This is a genomic window from Streptococcus sp. D2 (genome assembly GCF_006385825.1).
GTDB classification, from domain to species: domain Bacteria; phylum Bacillota; class Bacilli; order Lactobacillales; family Streptococcaceae; genus Streptococcus; species Streptococcus shenyangsis.
In genome coordinates this window covers 1-19,973 of record NZ_VFSI01000014.1, presented here as the reverse complement: position 1 = coordinate 19,973, position 19,973 = coordinate 1, and the positions used below count along the sequence as shown (strand labels likewise).

General features: G+C 39.3%; 22 protein-coding genes and 2 pseudogenes. 9 read left to right on the top strand and 15 right to left on the bottom strand.

The features are described from left to right. Window positions 1–18 precede the first annotated feature (18 nt). Both FJR73_RS08380 and FJR73_RS08375 read left to right on the top strand, forming a co-directional pair. Window positions 19–1,992 (top strand): DUF2971 domain-containing protein, encoded by a 1,974-nt coding sequence (locus FJR73_RS08380; RefSeq protein ID WP_235888728.1) that lies wholly within the window; start codon window positions 19–21, stop codon window positions 1,990–1,992. A 212-nt stretch (window positions 1,993–2,204) separates the two neighbouring features. Further along, complete coding sequence (locus tag FJR73_RS08375) at window positions 2,205–2,672, top strand: 8-oxo-dGTP diphosphatase (RefSeq protein WP_140834429.1); 468 nt, start codon at window positions 2,205–2,207, stop codon at window positions 2,670–2,672. Here the strand turns inward: FJR73_RS08375 and FJR73_RS08370 are convergent. The 5 genes from FJR73_RS08370 to coaB form a co-directional block, all read right to left on the bottom strand. Beyond that, window positions 2,669–3,184 carry a transcription repressor NadR gene (locus tag FJR73_RS08370; RefSeq protein ID WP_000159189.1) on the bottom strand — a complete coding sequence of 172 codons (516 nt, stop codon included), beginning with the start codon at window positions 3,182–3,184 and terminating at the stop codon, window positions 2,669–2,671. The genes FJR73_RS08375 and FJR73_RS08370 overlap by 4 nt on opposite strands. Before the next feature lie 11 nt (window positions 3,185–3,195). Then, a complete protein-coding gene (locus FJR73_RS08365) occupies window positions 3,196–3,723 on the bottom strand; it encodes an ECF transporter S component (protein ID WP_140834427.1) in 528 nt (175 codons plus the stop codon). A gap of 282 nt (window positions 3,724–4,005) precedes the next feature. Next, window positions 4,006–4,569: an ECF transporter S component gene (locus FJR73_RS08360; protein ID WP_050103755.1), complete on the bottom strand. Its 564-nt coding sequence runs from the start codon at window positions 4,567–4,569 to the stop codon at window positions 4,006–4,008. Beyond that, entirely contained in the window at window positions 4,553–5,104 is a 552-nt protein-coding gene (gene coaC / locus FJR73_RS08355) for a phosphopantothenoylcysteine decarboxylase (RefSeq protein WP_140834425.1), read from the bottom strand. The genes FJR73_RS08360 and coaC overlap by 17 nt, the downstream gene beginning before the upstream one ends. 11 nt (window positions 5,105–5,115) lie before the next feature. Then, complete coding sequence (gene coaB, locus FJR73_RS08350) at window positions 5,116–5,805, bottom strand: phosphopantothenate--cysteine ligase (RefSeq protein WP_140834423.1); 690 nt, start codon at window positions 5,803–5,805, stop codon at window positions 5,116–5,118. Between the two features lie 229 nt (window positions 5,806–6,034). Between coaB and FJR73_RS08345 the strand changes: the two genes are divergently transcribed. From FJR73_RS08345 to radC, 3 genes are all read left to right on the top strand, one after another. After that, on the top strand, window positions 6,035–7,705 hold the full coding sequence (locus tag FJR73_RS08345) for a formate--tetrahydrofolate ligase (protein WP_140834421.1): 1,671 nt from the start codon (window positions 6,035–6,037) through the stop codon (window positions 7,703–7,705). A 268-nt stretch (window positions 7,706–7,973) separates the two neighbouring features. Continuing rightward, a complete protein-coding gene (gene pcrA, locus FJR73_RS08335; RefSeq protein WP_140834419.1) occupies window positions 7,974–10,265 on the top strand; it encodes a DNA helicase PcrA in 2,292 nt (763 codons plus the stop codon). Window positions 10,266–10,307: 42 nt separating this feature from the next. Next, window positions 10,308–10,988 (top strand): DNA repair protein RadC, encoded by a 681-nt coding sequence (radC, locus tag FJR73_RS08330; RefSeq protein WP_000286933.1) that lies wholly within the window; start codon window positions 10,308–10,310, stop codon window positions 10,986–10,988. Here the strand turns inward: radC and FJR73_RS08325 are convergent. The 9 genes and pseudogenes from FJR73_RS08325 to FJR73_RS08290 form a co-directional block, all read right to left on the bottom strand. After that, window positions 10,985–11,674, bottom strand: coding sequence for a gamma-glutamyl-gamma-aminobutyrate hydrolase family protein (locus tag FJR73_RS08325; RefSeq protein WP_140834417.1), 690 nt, complete (start codon window positions 11,672–11,674; stop codon window positions 10,985–10,987). The two genes, radC and FJR73_RS08325, sit on opposite strands and share 4 nt — an antisense overlap. A gap of 17 nt (window positions 11,675–11,691) precedes the next feature. After that, window positions 11,692–12,048, bottom strand: a pseudogene (locus tag FJR73_RS08320) (hypothetical protein); the annotation flags it as partial. Between the two features lie 4 nt (window positions 12,049–12,052). Beyond that, window positions 12,053–12,190: pseudogene (locus FJR73_RS10590) on the bottom strand (gamma-glutamyl-gamma-aminobutyrate hydrolase family protein); the annotation flags it as partial. 17 nt (window positions 12,191–12,207) lie between these two features. Then, the gene (locus FJR73_RS08315; protein ID WP_020901411.1) at window positions 12,208–12,849 is read right to left on the bottom strand and encodes a redox-sensing transcriptional repressor Rex; all 642 of its coding nucleotides are present in this window, start codon (window positions 12,847–12,849) and stop codon (window positions 12,208–12,210) included. Window positions 12,850–12,931: 82 nt separating this feature from the next. Further along, window positions 12,932–13,147 carry a DUF4649 family protein gene (locus tag FJR73_RS08310; RefSeq protein ID WP_061759713.1) on the bottom strand — a complete coding sequence of 72 codons (216 nt, stop codon included), beginning with the start codon at window positions 13,145–13,147 and terminating at the stop codon, window positions 12,932–12,934. A gap of 7 nt (window positions 13,148–13,154) precedes the next feature. Beyond that, on the bottom strand, window positions 13,155–13,502 hold the full coding sequence (locus tag FJR73_RS08305; protein ID WP_000863540.1) for a DUF1831 domain-containing protein: 348 nt from the start codon (window positions 13,500–13,502) through the stop codon (window positions 13,155–13,157). A 4-nt stretch (window positions 13,503–13,506) separates the two neighbouring features. Beyond that, window positions 13,507–14,622, bottom strand: a complete 1,116-nt coding sequence (locus FJR73_RS08300) for a cysteine desulfurase family protein (RefSeq protein ID WP_140834415.1) — start codon at window positions 14,620–14,622, stop codon at window positions 13,507–13,509. Between the two features lie 9 nt (window positions 14,623–14,631). Then, window positions 14,632–15,591, bottom strand: coding sequence for a ribose-phosphate diphosphokinase (locus tag FJR73_RS08295; RefSeq protein WP_001283819.1), 960 nt, complete (start codon window positions 15,589–15,591; stop codon window positions 14,632–14,634). 112 nt (window positions 15,592–15,703) lie between these two features. Further along, complete coding sequence (locus FJR73_RS08290; RefSeq protein ID WP_140834414.1) at window positions 15,704–16,273, bottom strand: CYTH domain-containing protein; 570 nt, start codon at window positions 16,271–16,273, stop codon at window positions 15,704–15,706. 127 nt (window positions 16,274–16,400) lie between these two features. Between FJR73_RS08290 and FJR73_RS08285 the strand changes: the two genes are divergently transcribed. From FJR73_RS08285 to pta, 4 genes are read left to right on the top strand one after another with little or no spacing between them, the layout of a single operon-like run. Then, window positions 16,401–17,072 carry a GTP pyrophosphokinase family protein gene (locus FJR73_RS08285; protein ID WP_000171685.1) on the top strand — a complete coding sequence of 224 codons (672 nt, stop codon included), beginning with the start codon at window positions 16,401–16,403 and terminating at the stop codon, window positions 17,070–17,072. Continuing rightward, window positions 17,056–17,874, top strand: a complete 819-nt coding sequence (locus tag FJR73_RS08280; protein WP_140834412.1) for an NAD kinase — start codon at window positions 17,056–17,058, stop codon at window positions 17,872–17,874. Before FJR73_RS08285 ends, FJR73_RS08280 begins: the two co-directional genes overlap by 17 nt. Continuing rightward, a complete protein-coding gene (locus FJR73_RS08275) occupies window positions 17,871–18,767 on the top strand; it encodes an RluA family pseudouridine synthase (RefSeq protein WP_001209996.1) in 897 nt (298 codons plus the stop codon). The genes FJR73_RS08280 and FJR73_RS08275 overlap by 4 nt, the downstream gene beginning before the upstream one ends. Window positions 18,768–18,810: 43 nt before the next feature. Further along, window positions 18,811–19,785, top strand: coding sequence for a phosphate acetyltransferase (pta, locus tag FJR73_RS08270; RefSeq protein ID WP_140834410.1), 975 nt, complete (start codon window positions 18,811–18,813; stop codon window positions 19,783–19,785). A gap of 93 nt (window positions 19,786–19,878) precedes the next feature. Here pta and FJR73_RS08265 read toward each other — a convergent pair. Further along, on the bottom strand, window positions 19,879–19,973 hold a 95-nt coding region (locus tag FJR73_RS08265), incomplete at its 5' end, for an IS3 family transposase (RefSeq protein WP_140834408.1).

Sequence of the window (19,973 nt, the reverse complement as noted above, 5' to 3'; positions counted from 1 at the left end):
GTTTTAGAAGGAGATGAAATGGAAAAGTTAAATTATTTTACAAATGAAATCAATCCATATGATTTAGTAGAGATTTTTAGAAATATGGATGAAATTGAATTAAGAATTGAGCTAACAAATCTTATAAATGATTATTTAGTTCTAACTAAAGAAGATCAATTTAAATATGTAGAGCATATTATCATAGTGATTAGGCATCATTCAGAAAATATAAAAGAATTAAAAAATGAGCTCAATGCTTTTTTAAAAGTTTATTTAGAATTCCCTGAAGAAGAGCAAATTAAGAATTTGTATGACATTTTTTTGCTAATCAGTTATGTCGAAGAATATATTTTTATTTCAGTACAAAGAAAGATTTTAGAGAGTTTTGGCGACATTATTTCCCGAAAAATAAAAGCACAAAATACTGATTCTGAATTTGATAATATCTGTTTTTGGTATTCACATTGTTTATATGACTATTTGAATAAAATAGAAGATGTAGATGCCAATATTGCTTTTTTTGAAGAAGATTCTCCTTTCTTGACGATTCTTAATTGGGTAATTGAAATACCATCTACTGAAAAAAACGTTATTGTTTCTTCAGTTTTTTCAGTTTTTTATATGGCATTAATCGAAGGAAAAGTTTCAAGAGAAACAAAGATATTTTTGATACAGAAACTAAAAAGTATAATTGATTTCATAATAAAAACATACAATTTTGAAGCTATTGATTATTGGTATTTTTCACTAGATAAGAAAATATCTATTTTTCAAATGGAGCACCTTGGAACAATTAATGACTTATACATAGAGAATCCTCGAGCTGATTATGTCGAGGAATACCTTGATTTTTTAGCACGACACTTTAATGAAGTTATTGAATCATCCGAAGAAGTTATTGAATCATGCATAAAAGTTATTAGTAGTATTGAAAAGAAAAATGACTCAGATATTATTCGAGATCAAGTAATCCAATTACTCGAAAGATTTGACAATGATACATTGGATGAAGAGGGAGATTCCAGTTTTATTCTCTCTTCAGATACTGATAAACTTTTGAATCAAGCTGATGATATCATTTATGATATTCGTTCAAAATTGAAAGTTGATGTTAAAGATTTTCAAACAATTGCTTCCTTTGGACATTATACTAAGATTGACACATTAACAAGTTTTCTTATAAGAGCTGACTGGAAAGATGACAATGAAAATGATTCTAAAGTAAAATCTCCGTTTTTACGACTGACCCATCTAAAACAGTTAAATGACCCAATGGAGGGAAGAGCGATCTACGATTATTTAGGGATGGATAATACATTTTTCCATAACTATCAAACTTCAAATGTGTTTATATCTTCCTTAACTGTAGTTTCTGATAGTTTACCTATGTGGAAGGAGTATGCTGATTCCTCTCAAGGTGCATTTCTTGAATATGATAAGACTTATCTTGAAGGCATTGTTGCACATAAATACATTGAGTTTGTTAAAATTCATTATTTAGATTTGAACTCAGATAAGAAAGAAGAATCGGATGTCGATAAATCTCTTTCTAGGTTAAAACAAATTTTTGAAAAATTACAGGATCTTAAAGCTGAAAAAGAATTAATAAGTTTTGCTGAGAAATTGAAGAAGATTTCTTACCTTTTTAAAGTTAAAGACTATGAGTATGAAATGGAGTATCGTATTTTAATTAATTTAGATGATACTGCTATTCAAAAAATTATTAATAGAGATGGTAATGATTTATCAAATGAGAATTTTTTGAAGAAAGAAGAGATTGGGTTAGAAATTTTTGATAAAGTTAACTATAATGATTATAGGAAGCATATCGTATTAAGCCCGAAAGATAATGGTAGATATGATTTATTTGTATACATCAATCTGGCTCCTTTAAAATATTCGAAGGTTATCCTCGGTCCAAAAGTTACGGATGCTGACTATATTGCTCCTTATCTCAAACTTGCTAATCCTGAAATAGAGATAGAAAGTTCAAAAATCCCTTATCGTTAAGTTGAGAACGATTTAGAGTAGAAGATGGAATGGTAGAATTTATTTCAAACGGATAGATAATTCAGAGACACCAGATTCCTTATATGAGTTTTCTTACTACTATTGTGCTAAAGGATGGCGTTCAGGTAGTAGTGTCTTTTTAAAGTTTCAGAGTTATAAGGTAATTAAGTTTAAAGTGAAAGATAATTCAAAATTAGAAAGCGAGTAAATTTATGTCCCGTTCCCAATTAACGATTTTAACAAATATTTGTCTGATTGAAGACCTCGAAACTCAGCGCGTGGTGATGCAGTATCGTGCTCCTGAAAACAATCGCTGGTCTGGTTATGCCTTTCCAGGAGGCCATGTAGAAAATGGCGAATCTTTCGTAGAGTCTGTCATTCGTGAGATCTACGAAGAAACAGGGTTGACTATTCAGAATCCTCAACTTGTCGGCATTAAAAATTGGCCACTAGATACAGGTGGGCGCTATATTGTCATTTGTTATAAGGCGACCGAGTTTACTGGAACTCTTCAATCTTCAGAAGAAGGAGAAGTTTCTTGGGTGCAAAAAGACCAGCTTCCAAACTTGGATCTGGCCTATGATATGTTACCTTTGATGGAAATGATGGAAGCTCCTGACAAATCAGAGTTTTTCTACCCTCGCCGTACAGAAGATGATTGGGAGAAGAAAATCTTCTAGTCTTTTACTAAATAACCAAGTTGATCCAAGGCCTCCTCGATATAGTGGAGGTCTTGTTGTGTTTCAGCTTCGACTAGGTGGTAATGGATGCCATCTGTTAATTCAGACAGAGGTCTAAAATCAGAATGCTCGACTTGTTCTAGAAAATGTTGCACATCTCTGCGACAAGACAGTTTCAGCAAGGTTTCAATTTCTCCATAAACGGGATGGTCAATCAAGGTATTTTGAACACGTCCACCATTATCTACGATAGCAAGGAGTTCCTGCCCGATTTCTTCAACTTCATGTTTAACTTTGAAAAGTTTGTGGACGTATGGATTGACATCAACTTGCTTATAGACGTAGCCACGATTGGTGGATAGGATAGGAGCGCCATCGGCTCTCAAAATTGCAATGTCCTGGACAATGACCTGACGTGTGACATGAAAATGTTCCGCCAAACTTTGGCCATTGAGGGCTTTAGGAGCTTCTTTCAAGAGTTGGAGCAGGGCTTGTTTGCGATCTTTTGTCATAGTTCTTCCTTTTACCGGCGTTTTCGAAGCACTTTATAGACAGCTAGTGCTAATGTATAGTCTACCATACTATGGATGATTGTACCAAATCCAACTAGCACAAAGAGAACATAAAACATATTTTCTACATTAGTACCAGAAGTTGCGTAAAAAAGGACACAGGCTAATACTTCAGCAAGGGCATGAACGACAGCCAAAACAAAGTTGAAAATCCAGGAAGTTTTTGGTTTATCTAGTGTATCGGGGAATTTTTGTAGGTAAAGAGCTCCCAAAGTACCAAAAAAGATATGGGAAAAAGCTCGAAAAACGATAACCATAGGATAGCCAGCCATCAAAAATCCAAAACTAGAGGCTAGGATGACAAAAACTGCCATCAAGGGCGACAAGAACATAGCGATAAAAATAGCGATATGGCTCCCCAAAGTGTAAGAAGCAGGTGGAATGACAATCTTAAAGGGCATAACAATTGGAATCAAAATCGCAATAGCCGTTAAAAGGGCTGTCATTGTCATAAATTGTGTCTTTTTCCGTGTATTCATAAGAATCTCCTTTTTAACTGTATATACACTAGTATAGTACTATAAACAAGACAATAAAGCAAGGATTTACTTAGGTTTATAGGTCATTTTTATAGTAGATTGAAATAAGATATGAACAAAGAGATTAGGAAAGTCAAATTAATTTCTAGAAACGTTTTAGAATCCTTGGTGTAATATTCTAGGTTAAATCCACTATAGTTAGATATTGGTAAAGATTTCACTAATAATAGTAACTATATCAAACAAAATCTCCACCTTCAGGTTTGAAAGTGGAGATTGTTTTTATTTTTTTAAAGTCTGTAGTCGTGGAACAATGGCTAGGGTTAGAACTGCGGAAATGACTAATTCGGCAATGGAGTTTGTTGAGATAACGGTTGCTAAGAGTTTTTGGATATTACCATCAAAGACATTTCCAAAAAGGTAGAAAATTCCACCAAGTACAAAGACTGTGTTGGTAAGTGAGCCTAGGGCACCAGCTAAAATCAGACCAGTCTTGTTTTTCATTAGTTTATAGACTAGATAAGGAGTTAAACCAATCAAAATACGTGGGACGATGGCAATGATAGCTGAGTAGATGTTTCCATTTGGTACAAATGGTGAGAAGAGGTAGCTTGTCGGTAGAATTGTAATAGTGTTAACGGTCAAGCTAAGAAGTCCCATCAAAAATCCAAGTGTAACCCCAACTCGTGGACCATAGATAATGCTGGCAATAATGACAGGAATATGAACAATGGTCGGTTTGATTGGAAATGGAAAAAGATTAAAGGCAAGCGAGCTCAGAAAGTGTATCACGAGCATGGTTGCAAAAAAGATAGCAATAGGTGCAATATTAGAGCGTTTTTTCATCGAGAGTTTCCTCTATTCTTTCTAAAATAATTGTGAGGTCGGCTAAGGCTCCTCTTCCGTGGTCTCCACAAGCTAGTAAAGATTCCTTAGGAGAAATTAGCTGATAGCCGTAGGTTTCTAATGTTTTCAGATTAGCCTGAGTTGCTGGATGTTCATACATCTTTGTATTCATAGCAGGTGCGATGAGTTTAGGAATATTTTTTGGCAAGGCTAGAGCTATGCTGGTTACCATGTTGTCAGCATAGCCGTGGGCTAGCTTTGCAATTGTGTTAGCTGTTCCAGGGGCTACGATAAATAAGTCTGCCTTTTTTCCAAGTTCGATATGATTAATCTGATTAGGATAGGGTTCCTTCATGACATCAAGGTGGACAGGATTCTGTGATAAGACCTGTAGTGTCAAAGGTTGGATAAACTCTGTAGCGGCCTGAGTCATTAAAACCGTGACTTGATGACCTTGTTTTTTTAGAGAACTGACTAAATCTGCCGACTTGTAAGAGGCGATTGACCCTGTTACAGCCAAGAGAATATGTGCCATATCTTTCCTTTCTAAGAATGGTAGGCTTGAATTTTTTCAAGGAGGAGTTCTGCAATTTCTTCTTTAGTCTTGACTGTTTGAAGCTGATCTTTCTCAACAAAGATTGCACGATGCTTGTCTGTTGAAATTTGAGTTTGGTCATTTGCAATGATTAAGTCTGCTTGATTCTTGATAAGACTTTTTCGGGCAATCTCGATGAGATAATCCTCAGAGACATCAACAAGCAGTTTGAAACCAATCAGATGAATAGTAGGATTCCATTCCTTGACTAGAGAGATGATTTTGGGTGTTTTTTTAAGGAACAAAACCTGAACCTCATCAGTTGAAGAAATCTTAGTCTGATGATTTTGCTTGCTTAAAAACTCTTCTATATTGGAGCTAGCTTGGACTTCCTCAAGCCCTGTCATATAGACAGGAGTGTAGTCAGAAACAGCCATTGAGTGGATTAAGACCTGATAATCCTGAACACGTTCTTGCATTTCCAGAAGAAGGTCCTTGGTATTGTTAATTTCTATAATATTTAGGTTGGGATGAGCTTTTGGCTTCAGAGCTCGTTTTGTTGTAATCAAACAAACTTCATACCCTGCAGCAAGCAAGGTTTCTGTGATGATTTTGCCCAAGCGACCGGTAGAATGGTTAGTGATAGAGCGGACGCTATCAATAGCTTCACTGGTACCGCCCGATGTAACTAAAATTTTCATAGCACTATTGTACACAAAAATAAACGGTAAGTAAAATGAAAGCGATAAATTTTTGGTAAAAACGGAGATTTACTATAGTTTCAAACTATAAAGCCATATAAAATTTAAGAAAGGGCTCTAAAAACCTTAAAAATAGGGATATTTACGAACGTTTAGAGAGTTTTTGGATGTTAAAAATCTTGTTTTGTGTTATAATGAATTATCATATAAGAGGTTAGAGGAGTTTTGAATGAAAACAGATATTGAAATCGCACAGAGTATTGAGTTGAAACCAATCGTTGATGTTGTAGAGAAACTTGGTATTTCTTACGACGATTTGGAGTTGTATGGAAAGTACAAGGCTAAGCTTAGCTTTGATAAAATTCGTGCAGTTGAGAGCAATCCAGTTGGGAAATTGATTTTGGTTACTGCCATCAATCCAACACCTGCAGGCGAAGGAAAATCAACTATTACCATTGGTCTTGCGGATGCCTTGAACAAGATTGGCAAGAAAACCATGATTGCTATCCGCGAACCATCTCTTGGTCCAGTAATGGGGATTAAGGGGGGTGCTGCAGGAGGTGGCTACGCTCAAGTTTTACCAATGGAGGACATCAATCTCCACTTTACTGGGGATATGCATGCCATTACAACTGCCAACAACGCCCTTTCTGCCTTGATTGACAACCACTTGCACCAAGGCAATGAGCTGGGAATTGACCAACGTCGTATCCTCTGGAAACGTGTAGTGGACTTGAACGACCGTGCTCTTCGCCATGTGACTGTTGGACTTGGTGGCCCTCTAAACGGTATTCCTCGTGAGGATGGCTTTGACATTACCGTCGCTTCTGAAATCATGGCGATTCTTTGCTTGGCAACAGACATCGAGGACTTGAAACACCGTTTGGCCAATATCGTTATCGGTTATCGTTATGAACGTACACCAGTTTCTGTAGGTGATTTGCAGGTTGAAGGTGCCTTGGCTTTGATTTTGAAGGATGCGATTAAGCCAAACTTGGTTCAGACAATTTATGGAACGCCTGCTTTTGTACACGGTGGTCCATTTGCCAATATTGCTCACGGATGTAATTCAGTCTTGGCAACAAGCACAGCCCTTCACTTGGCTGATTACACAGTTACTGAAGCTGGTTTCGGTGCAGACCTTGGTGCCGAGAAATTCCTTGATATTAAGACACCAAACTTGCCAACATCTCCAGATGCAGTAGTTATTGTTGCAACCCTTCGTGCCCTTAAGATGAATGGTGGCGTGGCTAAAGACGCTTTGACAGAGGAAAATGTAGAAGCAGTTAGAGCAGGTTTTGCCAACTTGAAACGCCATGTTGAAAATATCCGTAAATTTGGAGTACCTGCAGTTGTAGCAATCAATGAATTTGTTTCTGATACAGAAGCTGAAATTGCAGCCTTGAAAGAACTTTGTGCCTCAATCGATGTACCAGTTGAGTTGGCAAGTGTCTGGGCTGATGGTGCAGAAGGTGGAGTAGCTCTTGCTGAAACGGTTGTCAAGACTATCTCTGAAAATCCAGCTAACTACAAACGTTTGTACGATAATGACCTTTCTGTCCAAGAAAAGATTGAAAAGATTGTTACTGAAATCTACCGTGGTAGCAAAGTAAACTTTGAGAAGAAAGCTCAAACACAAATCGCTCAAATCGTTCAAAACGGTTGGGACAAATTGCCAATCTGTATGGCTAAGACTCAGTACAGTTTCTCAGACAATCCAAATGCACTTGGAGCACCTGAAAACTTTGAAATTACCATTCGTGAATTAGTACCAAAATTAGGGGCAGGCTTTATCGTTGCTCTAACTGGCGATGTTATGACCATGCCAGGCCTTCCAAAACGACCAGCTGCTCTCAACATGGATGTTGAAAGCGATGGAACAGTATTAGGTTTGTTCTAGTATATTGAAATTGACTTTATACTCTTCGAAAATCTCTTCAAACCACGTCAGCTTCACCTTGCCGTACTCAAGTACAGCCTGCGGCTAGCTTCCTAGTTTGCACTTCGATTTTCATTGAGTAATAAATGAGTTTGGAAATTGTAATCCAAGCTCATTTTTTTATCTAGATATAAGGAGTTGCCTTCTAGACGCAACCAGTCTAGGTAAAGATATTTTCCCTGATTTCTGATATAATAGAAATATTGACTTCAAGAGTAAGGAAGAGAAGATGAACGCATTATTAAATGGAATGAATGACCGTCAGGCTGAGGCGGTGCAAACGACAGAAGGTCCCTTGTTAATCATGGCAGGGGCTGGCTCTGGGAAGACTCGAGTTTTGACCCACCGCATTGCTTATTTGATTGATGAAAAGCTAGTCAATCCTTGGAATATCTTGGCCATTACCTTTACCAACAAGGCTGCGCGTGAGATGAAAGAGCGTGCTTATAACCTTAATCCAGCTACTCAGGACTGTCTGATTGCGACCTTCCACTCCATGTGTGTTCGTATTTTGCGTCGTGATGCGGACCATATTGGCTACAACCGCAATTTCACTATTGTAGATCCTGGGGAGCAGCGAACGCTCATGAAACGCATTCTCAAGCAGTTGAACTTGGATCCTAAAAAATGGAATGAACGAAGCATCTTAGGGACCATTTCCAATGCCAAGAATGACCTGATTGATGATGTAGCTTATGCTGCCCAAGCTGGCGATATGTATACGCAAATCGTGTCCCAGTGTTACACTGCTTACCAAAAAGAACTGCGTCAGTCGGAGTCAGTTGACTTTGATGATTTGATTATGCTGACCTTGCGTCTCTTTGATCAAAATCCTGATGTTTTGACCTACTATCAGCAGAAGTTCCAGTACATCCACGTTGATGAGTACCAAGATACCAACCATGCCCAGTACCAATTGGTCAAACTCTTGGCTTCGCGATTTAAAAATATCTGTGTGGTTGGGGATGCGGACCAGTCTATCTACGGTTGGCGTGGTGCTGATATGCAGAATATTTTGGATTTCGAGAAAGATTATCCCCAAGCCAAGGTTGTTTTGTTGGAGGAGAATTACCGCTCAACTAAAACCATTCTTCAAGCGGCCAACGAGGTCATTAAAAACAATAAAAACCGCCGTCCTAAGAATCTCTGGACCCAGAATGCTGAAGGGGAGCAAATCGTTTACTATCGTGCCAATGATGAGCTAGATGAGGCTGTATTTGTAGCCAGAACAATTGATGAACTAGGTCGTAGTCAAAACTTCCTTCACAAGGATTTTGCAGTTCTCTATCGTACAAATGCGCAGTCTCGTACTATTGAGGAAGCCTTGCTCAAGTCAAATATTCCTTATACCATGGTTGGAGGAACAAAGTTCTACAGCCGTAAGGAAATCCGTGATATTATCGCTTACCTCAACCTCATTGCCAATTTGAGTGACAATATCAGTTTTGAGCGTATTATCAACGAACCGAAACGTGGAATTGGGCCAGGCACTGTTGAGAAAATCCGTGATTTTGCAAATATGCAAAATGTGTCTATGATAGATGCTTCAGCAAACATCATGTTGTCTGGCATCAAAGGAAAAGCAGCCCAGTCTATCTGGGATTTTGCCAATATGATTCTGGATTTGCGGGAGCAACTGGACCAGTTAAGCATTACTGAGTTGGTTGAAGCAGTTCTAGAAAAAACAGGTTACATTGATATTCTTAATGCTCAAGCAACTCTGGAAAGTAAGGCTCGGGTTGAAAATATCGAAGAGTTCCTTTCTGTGACGAAAAACTTTGATGACACCTCTAATGTGTCAGAAGAGGAAACTGGTCTGGATAAACTGAGTCGTTTCTTAAATGATTTGGCCTTAATTGCAGACACAGATTCAGGTAGTCAGGAGACATCAGAAGTGACCCTGATGACCCTGCATGCTGCCAAAGGTCTCGAGTTTCCAGTTGTCTTTTTGATTGGGATGGAAGAAAATGTCTTCCCGCTTAGTCGTGCAGCTGAGGATCCAGATGAATTAGAAGAAGAACGCCGTCTGGCCTATGTAGGAATTACGCGTGCAGAGAAAGTCCTCTATCTGACCAATGCCAACTCGCGCCTGCTTTTTGGTCGTACCAACTACAACCGTCCGACTCGTTTTATTAACGAAATCAGTTCAGACTTGCTTGAATATCAAGGTCTGGCTCGTCCTGCAAATACAAGTTTTAAAGCGTCTTATAGCAGTGGTGCTCTTGCCTTCGGTCAAGGTATGAGTCTTGCCCAAGCTCTTCAAGACCGTAAACGTAGTGCTGCCCCAAGAACTATCCAATCAAGCGGTCTCCCATTTGGTCAATTTACAGCTGGCGCAAAATCAGCGTCTAGTGAGACAAATTGGTCCATTGGTGATATTGCCCTCCACAATAAATGGGGAGAGGGAACTGTTCTGGAAGTTTCAGGTAGCGGTGCTACGCAGGAGTTGAAAATCAATTTCCCAGAGGTTGGCCTGAAAAAACTTTTAGCCAGTGTAGCCCCAATTGAGAAAAAAATCTAATTTTTCATCCTTCTCACGAATAATAAAGTGAGGAGGATTTTTATGTACAGTATTTCATTCCAAGAAGATTCACTATTGCCAAGAGAAAGACTGGCCCAAGAAGGAGTAGAAGCGCTCAGTAATCAAGAGTTACTAGCTATTTTACTCAGAACAGGAACACGTCAGGCTAGTGTTTTTGAAATTGCCCAGAAAGTCTTGAGCAATCTTTCAAGCTTAACGGATTTAAAAAAAATGACCCTGCAGGAATTGCAGAGTCTGTCTGGCATCGGGCGAGTTAAGGCTATAGAATTGCAAGCTATGATTGAACTGGGGCATCGTATCCACAAACACGAGACCCTTGAAATGGAAAGTATTCTCAGCAGTCAAAAGTTAGCCAAGAAGATGCAACAGGAGTTGGGACATAAAAAACAAGAGCACCTGGTGGCGCTCTATCTCAATACTCAAAATCAAATCATCCATCAACAGACAATTTTTATCGGTTCTGCAACTCGTAGTATAGCTGAACCGCGAGAGATTCTTCACTATGCAATCAAGCATATGGCGACTTCTCTCATCTTGGTCCACAATCATCCTTCAGGAGCGGTAGCACCTAGTCGAAATGATGATCATGTCACTAAACTTGTCAAAGAAGCCTGCGACCTGATGGGGATTGTTCTCTTGGACCATTTGATTGTCTCTCATTCTAATTACTTCAGTTATCGTGAAAAGACAGATTTAATCTAAAGTTCATTGACGACATAGTCAAAGAGGTTTTTATCCTTGGGACGATTTTCAAATAGAAATTCTGGGTGCCATTGGACACCGAGAAAGGCAACATCATCCGTACTTATGACAGCTTCAATGATACCATCTTTAGGATCATGAGCCGCAATCTTTAAATTTGGTGCTAAATCTTTGATACTCTGGTGGTGGAAGGAGTTGATATGAGAGATTTCTCCATAGATTTCTCGAAGAACAGTGTTTGGTTCTGTCACCAAGCGTTGGGTTGTGTACTCAGCAGAAGAATCCTGCCAGTGGTCTTCGATATCTTGATACAGAGTCCCACCCATAGCAACGTTAAAGAGTTGAGTCCCACGACAGATGGAGAAAATTGGCTTTTTCTGTTTGATAGCTTCCTTAATGAGGGACAGTTCGAAGATATCTCTTTGAAGGTGGTAGTCATCGCTATCAATAGTTTTTGGTTCACCATAGAATTTTGGATCAACATTTTGCCCACCTGTTAAGATGAGCTTGTCAATCATACTGATATAGTGGCAGGCCATTTCTTGATCACCAATCGGTAGGATGATGGGAATCCCTCCAGCGTCTTTAACGCTTTCAACAAAGCCTTTTGCTACGTAGCTCATCATGATGTCATCATCTGGATGAGTTTTTTCGTTTCCTGTAATCCCAATAACTGGTTTTTTCATAAAATGATTTTCGCTTTCTAATCCTCTTTTCGCATGAAGTAGAGGAGGGTTTGGAGTTCACTTGTCAAATCAACATATTGAACGACCACGTCTTTTGGTAAATGAAGATGAACTGGTGAAAAACTGAGAATTCCTTTCACGCCAGCATCAACCAAGAGATTAGCGACCTCTTGTGACTTAACGCTGGGAACGGTCAGGATAGCAGTCTTAACATCAGCATCCTTGATTTTTTCTTTGATTTGAGAAATCCCGTAAATAGGAATTCCATCAGGAGTTTGCGTACCGACTTCAGGATGGTCATCTAGGTCAAAGGCCATGATGATTTTCATCTTGTTACGCTCGTGGAAACGGTAGTGTAGCAGGGCATGCCCCATAATCACCAATCGGTAGGATGATGGGAATCCCTCCAGCGTCTTTAACGCTTTCAACAAAGCCTTTTGCTACGTAGCTCATCATGATGTCATCATCTGGATGAGTTTTTTCGTTTCCTGTAATCCCAATAACTGGTTTTTTCATAAAATGATTTTCGCTTTCTAATCCTCTTTTCGCATGAAGTAGAGGAGGGTTTGGAGTTCACTTGTCAAATCAACATATTGAACGACCACGTCTTTTGGTAAATGAAGATGAACTGGTGAAAAACTGAGAATTCCTTTCACGCCAGCATCAACCAAGAGATTAGCGACCTCTTGTGACTTAACGCTGGGAACGGTCAGGATAGCAGTCTTAACATCAGCATCCTTGATTTTTTCTTTGATTTGAGAAATCCCGTAAATAGGAATTCCATCAGGAGTTTGCGTACCGACTTCAGGATGGTCATCTAGGTCAAAGGCCATGATGATTTTCATCTTGTTACGCTCGTGGAAACGGTAGTGTAGCAGGGCATGCCCCATATTTCCAATACCAACCAGCATGACATTGGTAATAGAGTTATCATTGAGCAAATCGGCAAAAAATGTCATCAGTTTTTTGACATCATAGCCAAAACCACGACGACCAAGTTCACCAAAATAGGAAAAATCCCGACGTACGGTCGCAGAATCAATACCGATGGCCTCTGCAATTTGTTTAGAGTTGGCACGTTCAATCTTTTCTGCATGAAATCTCTTAAAAATTCGATAGTAGAGAGAGAGTCTTTTTGCTGTAGCTTTTGGAATAGCGGACTGTTTATCTTTCACAAAATCACAACCTTTCTATTCTTCTATTTTATAGAAACATTGTGAAAAAATCAACAAAAATAAGAAAAAACTAAGAAAAATCTTAGTTTTGATGTAAAAAATCTGCATGTGATAGAAAACGGTAGAGGTCTCCGACTAGTCCTTGGTAAACTTCCTGTCCCTCAAAAGTCAAAGAAGTCACATAAAGTGTATCTGGTAGGGTCACACATCCTGACAAAGCCAGCATGAGAGCCTCATAATCTTCATACTTGAGAGTACGCTCTACATGATAGCTGTCTTTATAGGTCAGTTTAAACATATAGGACCTATCTTTCAGATTTTGTAAAGACACCACGTTCTACCAAACTATCCATGAGGAAATAGAATTTTTCCTGATGAATGTGGTGGTCTTCTGATTTGAAAATATCAACCAGACGGAGACCAAACTTGTCAGTGATATTGATTTTAGCCCCTGTTAGCTCTTTATTGATAATGATTTTGAGTTGGAAGCCTTCACCGCTGTTTGGAACTTTTTCAAGTAAGCGAGTCAGTTCATAGTTACCAACCTTTGTCTCAAAAAAAGTATTGTCCTTGAGGGTAAACTTTTTAACAGAAGGGCTAAGAGTGTAGTCGTAACGACAATTTTTTAACTGAATGGTTTTTTCAAATGCCATATGGCTAACCTCCGATAATTTCTTTTAAGGTTTTTGCGAGGGTTTGTAGGTCTTCAACAGTATTTTGTGGCGACAAACTGATACGAACGGATTCCTTCAAGCGTTCTGAATTTGCTCCGTACATAGCTTCAAGAACATGGCTCGATTGAACAATGCCTGCGGTACAGGCTGAGCCAGTAGAGATTGAAATTCCAGCTAAATCTAGACGAAGGAGTAAGAGATCATTTTTCTGACCAGGAAATCCAATATTGAGAACATAAGGAAGATGGTGTTGTCCTTTATTCAGGTAATACTGAACTCCCTCAAGCTCCGCAAGAAAGGCAGTTTCTAGATTTTGTACATGTTGGAAATGTTCTTCTTGCTTTTCTAAATCTTCTTTTAGGGCTGCAACCATTCCTACTATGGCAGCTAGATTTTCAGTACCTGCACGTTTTTTCTGTTCTTGGTCTCCACCATGGAGATAGGAATCAAAGTCCATGCTAGATGCGTAGAGAAAGCCGATTCCCTTAGGGCCATGAAATTTATGGGCAGAAGCAGTGAGAAAATCAATGCCCAATTCTTCTGGATGAATAGGGATTTTTCCAATAGCCTGAACTGCATCAACATGATAGGCAACAGGGTGTTGCTTGAGTATTTGGCCAATTTTAGCAATGGGAAGTAGGTTTCCTGTCTCATTATTGGCAAACATGGTAGAAACCAAAATCGTATCATCGCGTAAGGCCTCTTGAATTTGCTGGGCGGTGATTTCTTGATTTTCTGGCTGGATAATGGTTGCTTCAAAACCAAAGTGATGAACCAAGTAATCAATGGTTTCAAGGACAGCATGGTGCTCGATGGCAGTTGTGATAATATGTTTTCCTCGTTCTTGGTGACGAAGGCAGTAGCCAATGATAGCAGTATTGTTGCCCTCAGTCCCACCAGAAGTGAAAAAGATATGTTGAGGTTTTGTCCCCAATAACTGGGATAGTTCCTGTCGGGCTTCTCGCAAAAGCTTGCCAGCTTGACGACCATGCCCATGGATACTAGATGGATTGCCATGGGTTTCTTGTAAAACCTTGGTCATAGCTGAAATAGCAACTGCTGACATAGGAGTCGTTGCAGCATTGTCCAAATAAATCAAAGAATCACCTTATTTCTTTTTGTTGTAAGCAAAGAGTGGGCTGACTGGTTTTCTTTCGTGGATACGTACGATAGCGTCACCAATTAACTCACTAGCAGTGATGTAGCATACGTTTTTAGGAGTTTTTTCTTTTGTTGCTACTGAATCAGTCACAAGAATTTCTTTAATACTAGTATTGTCAAGAAGTTCAGCAGCTCCTTCGACGAAGAGACCGTGGCTAGAAACAGCATAAATTTCTGTAGCCCCTTCACGTTCAACGATTTTAGCAGCTTCAGAGAAGGTACGTCCTGTATTTAAAATATCATCAATCAAGATAGCTTTCTTACCTTCAACATCACCAATGATATAGCCTTCGTTGCGAGTTGCATCGTCTTGAGGGTAGTCGATAATGGCGATAGGAGCATCAAGATACTCAGCCAAGCTACGAGCGCGTTTGACACCTGAATTTTTAGGGCTGACGACAACAACATCTGACCCAAGTAGTCCCTTATCGCAGTAATGTTTTGCAAATAGGGGAACTGTGAAGAGGTTATCGACAGGGATATCAAAGAAGCCTTGAACCTGAACAGCATGCAAATCAAGAGTAAGGATACGATCAACACCAGCTTTAACCAGCATATTGGCAACTAGTTTAGCTGTAAGTGGCTCACGTGGTGAAGCAATGCGGTCTTGACGTGCATAGCCAAAATATGGAAGGACAACGTTTATACTGTGGGCACTTGCGCGAACACAAGCATCGACCATGATTAGTAATTCCATTAGGTGGTTGTTAACAGGGAAACTTGTTGATTGGATGATGTAAACATCATAACCACGGACACTTTCTTCGATATTCACTTGGATTTCTCCGTCTGAAAATTGACGTGATGACAGTTTTCCAAGTGGGACACCAACAGCTTGAGCAATTTTTTGTGCAATCTCTTGGTTAGAGTTGAGTGCGAAAAGTTTCATATTTTTTCTATCTGACATTATAGACCGTCCTCTGTAAACTTCATAAATCCTAGTTATATATGTTTTGCATATATGAACTGGGATTCGTGTATTTTTATCTCTTCTATTTTACCAAAAAATGGAGATTATTTCAGCTATTTTTCATGCTTTTGACAAATCGAACTAATTTTGAGGGAGCTTTTTGGTAGGAAATCTGATTTTTCTCTAAAAATTGTTGGAAATCCTGTTTGCCTTGCTCATGATCTTCCACTTCAAGCTCTAATTCGTAATCTGTCATATTAAAGTACTGACTCTCATCCAGTGCCATGAGGCCAATAGCTGTTTTCATTTCATAGCGAAGCGTTGTTAGACAACCAAGGACATGCCATTTCTTGTTTTGTATACCGTGTTTAGCCAATTCATCAAGAACCAGCCCCTGAGGAAGTTCTTCCTTACTCAGATAATCTTCAGCATCTTTTAGCTGCAATTTTTGATTGTATTCCATGTTTCCAACACTTTGCGGGACTTTGAGTGTCAATTCCGCCCAGTCTTCAAAGGTTCGAATACGCATAGCGACTTTCTTTTCTCGTAGTTCAAAATCAGGCGTGTCAATGTAGTAATTTTTTTGAAGAATAGGAGTGATACCAGTGAACTGGTTTTTTAGACGATTATATTCATCTTTTTTCAATAGTGTTTTCAATTCAATTTCTAAATGTTTCATTTTTCTTACCTTTTCTTTATCGTTGAAAGCGGATTTATGTTATAATAGCTTTGTATTTATTGTATATAAATCTGGAGAAAAAATCAAAGATATTTTTGAAGGATAATATGAGAACAAGGGAGAATATATGACCTTAGAATGGGAAGAATTTCTAGATCCTTACATTCAAGCTGTTGGTGAGTTAAAAATTAAACTACGTGGTATTCGTAAGCAATATCGCAAGCAAAATAAGCATTCTCCGATTGAGTTTGTGACTGGTCGAGTCAAGCCAATTGAGAGTATAAAAGAAAAAATGGCCCGTCGAGGCATTACTTATGCGACCTTGGAACACGATTTACAGGATATAGCTGGTTTGCGTGTGATGGTCCAGTTTGTAGATGATGTCCAAGAAGTTGTGGCTATTTTGCGCAAGCGTCAGGATATGCGGATCATACAGGAGCGAGATTACATTACTCATCGAAAGGCTTCAGGCTACCGTTCCTATCACGTGGTAGTAGAATATACGGTTGATACTATCAATGGAGCCAAGACTATTTTGGCAGAAATTCAAATTCGTACCTTGGCTATGAATTTCTGGGCAACAATAGAACATTCTCTCAACTACAAGTACCAAGGGGATTTCCCAGAGGAGATTAAGAAGCGACTGGAAATTACATCTAAGATTGCCCATCAGCTAGATGAAGAAATGGGTAAAATTCGTGATGACATTCAAGAAGCTCAGGCACTTTTTGATCCTTTGAGCAGAAAATTAAATGATGGTGTAGGAAACAGTGACGATACAGATGAAGAATACAGGTAAACGAATTGACCTGATAGCTAATAGAAAACCACAGAGTCAAAGGGTTTTGTATGAATTGCGAGATCGTTTGAAGAGAAATCAGTTTATACTCAATGATACCAATCCAGATATCGTTATTTCCATTGGTGGGGATGGCATGCTCTTGTCGGCCTTTCATAAGTACGAAAATCAGCTTGACAAGGTACGCTTTATCGGTGTTCATACGGGACATTTGGGCTTCTATACGGACTATCGTGATTTTGAGTTGGACAAGCTAGTAACTAATTTGCAGCTAGATACAGGAGCAAGAGTCTCTTACCCTGTTCTAAATGTGAAGATCTTTCTTGAAAATGGTGAAGTAAAGATTTTTAGAGCACTAAATGAAGCCAGCATCCGCAGGTCGGATCGAACCATGGTGGCAGATATTGTGATTAATGGAGTTCCCTTTGAACGTTTTCGTGGAGATGGGGTGACAGTGTCAACTCCGACTGGTAGTACGGCCTATAACAAGTCGCTCGGTGGAGCTGTTTTACACTCTACCATTGAAGCTTTGCAATTAACGGAAATTGCCAGCCTTAATAATCGTGTCTATCGAACGCTGGGCTCTTCCATTATTGTTCCTAAGAAGGATAAGATTGAACTTATTCCAACGAGAAACGATTATCATACTATTTCGGTTGACAATAGCGTTTATTCCTTCCGAAATATTGAGCGTATTGAGTATCAAATCGACCATCATAAGATTCACTTTGTCGCATCACCTAGCCACACCAGTTTCTGGAATCGTGTTAAGGATGCTTTTATTGGCGAGGTGGATGAATGAGGTTTGAATTTATCGCAGATGAGCATGTCAAGGTTAAGACCTTTTTGAAAAAGCACGAGGTTTCTAAGGGGCTGCTGGCCAAGATTAAGTTTCGAGGCGGAGCTATTCTGGTCAATGACCAACCGCAAAATGCAACTTATCTATTGGATGTTGGAGACCGAGTTATCATCGATATTCCTGCTGAGGAGGGATTTGAAACTCTAGAAGCTATCGAGCGCCCACTGGATATTCTCTATGAGGATGACCATTTTCTAGTCTTAAATAAACCCTATGGAGTGGCTTCTATTCCTAGTGTCAATCACTCCAATACCATTGCCAATTTTATCAAGGGTTACTACGTCAAGCAAAATTATGAAAATCAACAGGTTCACATTGTGACCAGACTTGATAGAGATACTTCTGGCTTGATGCTCTTTGCAAAACACGGCTATGCCCATGCACGATTAGACAAGCAGTTGCAGAAAAAGTCTATCGAGAAACGCTATTTTGCTTTGGTTAAAGGTGAGGGATACTTGGAGCCAGAGGGGGAAATTATTGCTCCTATTGCGCGTGATGAAGACTCTATTATCACCAGACGGGTGGCTAAAGGTGGAAAGTATGCCCATACATCCTACAAGATTGTAGCTTCTTATGGAAATATTCACCTGGTAGATATTCGTTTGCACACTGGACGAACCCACCAAATTCGAGTCCATTTTTCTCATATTGGTTTTCCTTTGTTGGGAGATGATTTGTACGGAGGTAGTCTGGACGACGGCATTCAACGTCAGGCCTTGCATTGCCATTACCTATCCTTCTATCATCCATTTTTAGAACAGGACTTGCAGTTAGAAAGTCCCTTGCCGGATGATTTCAGTAACCTTATTACTCAGTTATCAACTAATACTCTATAAAAACTGTTTCAGAGTATAATTATTATCTTAAAGGAGAAAACTCATGGAAGTTTTTGAAAGTCTCAAAGCCAACCTAGTTGGTAAAAATGCTCGTATCGTTCTCCCTGAAGGGGAAGAGCCTCGTATTCTCCAAGCAACTAAACGTTTGGTAAAAGAAACAGAAGTGATTCCTGTTTTGCTTGGAAATCCTGAAAAAATTAAAATTTATCTTGAAATTGAAGGGATCATGGATGGTTATGAAGTCATTGACCCTCAACATTATCCTCAATTTGAAGAAATGGTTGCTGCCTTGGTAGAGCGTCGTAAAGGCAAAATGTCTGAAGAAGATGCACGCAAGATTTTGGTTGAAGATGTCAATTACTTTGGTGTTATGTTGGTTTACTTGGGCTTGGTTGATGGAATGGTATCTGGAGCTATTCACTCAACAGCTTCAACCGTACGTCCAGCCCTACAAATCATCAAAACTCGTCCAAATGTGACTCGTACTTCAGGTGCCTTCCTCATGGTTCGTGGTACGGAACGTTACCTATTTGGAGACTGTGCTATCAATATCAATCCTGATGCAGAAGCCTTGGCTGAAATTGCCATCAACTCAGCAATTACAGCTAAGATGTTTGGCATCGAGCCTAAAATTGCTATGCTAAGCTATTCTACTAAAGGTTCAGGATTTGGTGAGAGCGTCGATAAGGTTGTAGAAGCAACTAAAATTGCTCACGACTTGCGTCCTGACCTTGAAATCGATGGTGAGTTGCAATTTGATGCAGCCTTTGTTCCAGAAACTGCAGCTCTGAAAGCTCCTGGAAGTACGGTAGCTGGTCAAGCAAATGTTTTCATCTTCCCAGGTATCGAAGCAGGAAATATTGGCTACAAGATGGCTGAACGTCTTGGTGGCTTTGCGGCTGTAGGACCTGTTTTGCAAGGTTTGAACAAGCCAGTTAACGACCTCTCTCGTGGATGTAATGCTGATGATGTCTACAAGTTGACCCTTATCACAGCAGCTCAAGCAGTTCATCAATAAAGAGAAGTTGTACTAAATAATTCGTATTTATAATCAAAAAACGCATAGTATCAAGTGCTGAATGTACTGACCCCAAAAAGTTAGACAATCAATTTATCCGAAGGATTTAGTTCTGTATTGCACAGGACTGAGTCCTTTTAGTTTTACCTTAATTCGTTTATTGTTGTAGTAATCAATATAGTCTACAA

Bases quoted from the DNA above. Each gene is read 5' to 3' on its own strand.
- FJR73_RS08380 (WP_235888728.1), top strand. From the start codon at position 19: ATGGAAAAGTTAAATTATTTTACAAATGAAATCAATCCATATGATTTA.
- FJR73_RS08375 (WP_140834429.1), top strand. From the start codon at position 2,205: ATGTCCCGTTCCCAATTAACGATTTTAACAAATATTTGTCTGATTGAA.
- FJR73_RS08370 (WP_000159189.1), bottom strand. From the start codon at position 3,184: ATGACAAAAGATCGCAAACAAGCCCTGCTCCAACTCTTGAAAGAAGCT.
- FJR73_RS08365 (WP_140834427.1), bottom strand. From the start codon at position 3,723: ATGAATACACGGAAAAAGACACAATTTATGACAATGACAGCCCTTTTA.
- FJR73_RS08360 (WP_050103755.1), bottom strand. From the start codon at position 4,569: ATGAAAAAACGCTCTAATATTGCACCTATTGCTATCTTTTTTGCAACC.
- coaC (WP_140834425.1), bottom strand. From the start codon at position 5,104: ATGGCACATATTCTCTTGGCTGTAACAGGGTCAATCGCCTCTTACAAG.
- coaB (WP_140834423.1), bottom strand. From the start codon at position 5,805: ATGAAAATTTTAGTTACATCGGGCGGTACCAGTGAAGCTATTGATAGC.
- FJR73_RS08345 (WP_140834421.1), top strand. From the start codon at position 6,035: ATGAAAACAGATATTGAAATCGCACAGAGTATTGAGTTGAAACCAATC.
- pcrA (WP_140834419.1), top strand. From the start codon at position 7,974: ATGAACGCATTATTAAATGGAATGAATGACCGTCAGGCTGAGGCGGTG.
- radC (WP_000286933.1), top strand. From the start codon at position 10,308: ATGTACAGTATTTCATTCCAAGAAGATTCACTATTGCCAAGAGAAAGA.
- FJR73_RS08325 (WP_140834417.1), bottom strand. From the start codon at position 11,674: ATGAAAAAACCAGTTATTGGGATTACAGGAAACGAAAAAACTCATCCA.
- FJR73_RS08310 (WP_061759713.1), bottom strand. From the start codon at position 13,147: ATGTTTAAACTGACCTATAAAGACAGCTATCATGTAGAGCGTACTCTC.
- FJR73_RS08305 (WP_000863540.1), bottom strand. From the start codon at position 13,502: ATGGCATTTGAAAAAACCATTCAGTTAAAAAATTGTCGTTACGACTAC.
- FJR73_RS08295 (WP_001283819.1), bottom strand. From the start codon at position 15,591: ATGTCAGATAGAAAAAATATGAAACTTTTCGCACTCAACTCTAACCAA.
- FJR73_RS08290 (WP_140834414.1), bottom strand. From the start codon at position 16,273: ATGAAACATTTAGAAATTGAATTGAAAACACTATTGAAAAAAGATGAA.
- FJR73_RS08285 (WP_000171685.1), top strand. From the start codon at position 16,401: ATGACCTTAGAATGGGAAGAATTTCTAGATCCTTACATTCAAGCTGTT.
- FJR73_RS08280 (WP_140834412.1), top strand. From the start codon at position 17,056: ATGAAGAATACAGGTAAACGAATTGACCTGATAGCTAATAGAAAACCA.
- FJR73_RS08275 (WP_001209996.1), top strand. From the start codon at position 17,871: ATGAGGTTTGAATTTATCGCAGATGAGCATGTCAAGGTTAAGACCTTT.
- pta (WP_140834410.1), top strand. From the start codon at position 18,811: ATGGAAGTTTTTGAAAGTCTCAAAGCCAACCTAGTTGGTAAAAATGCT.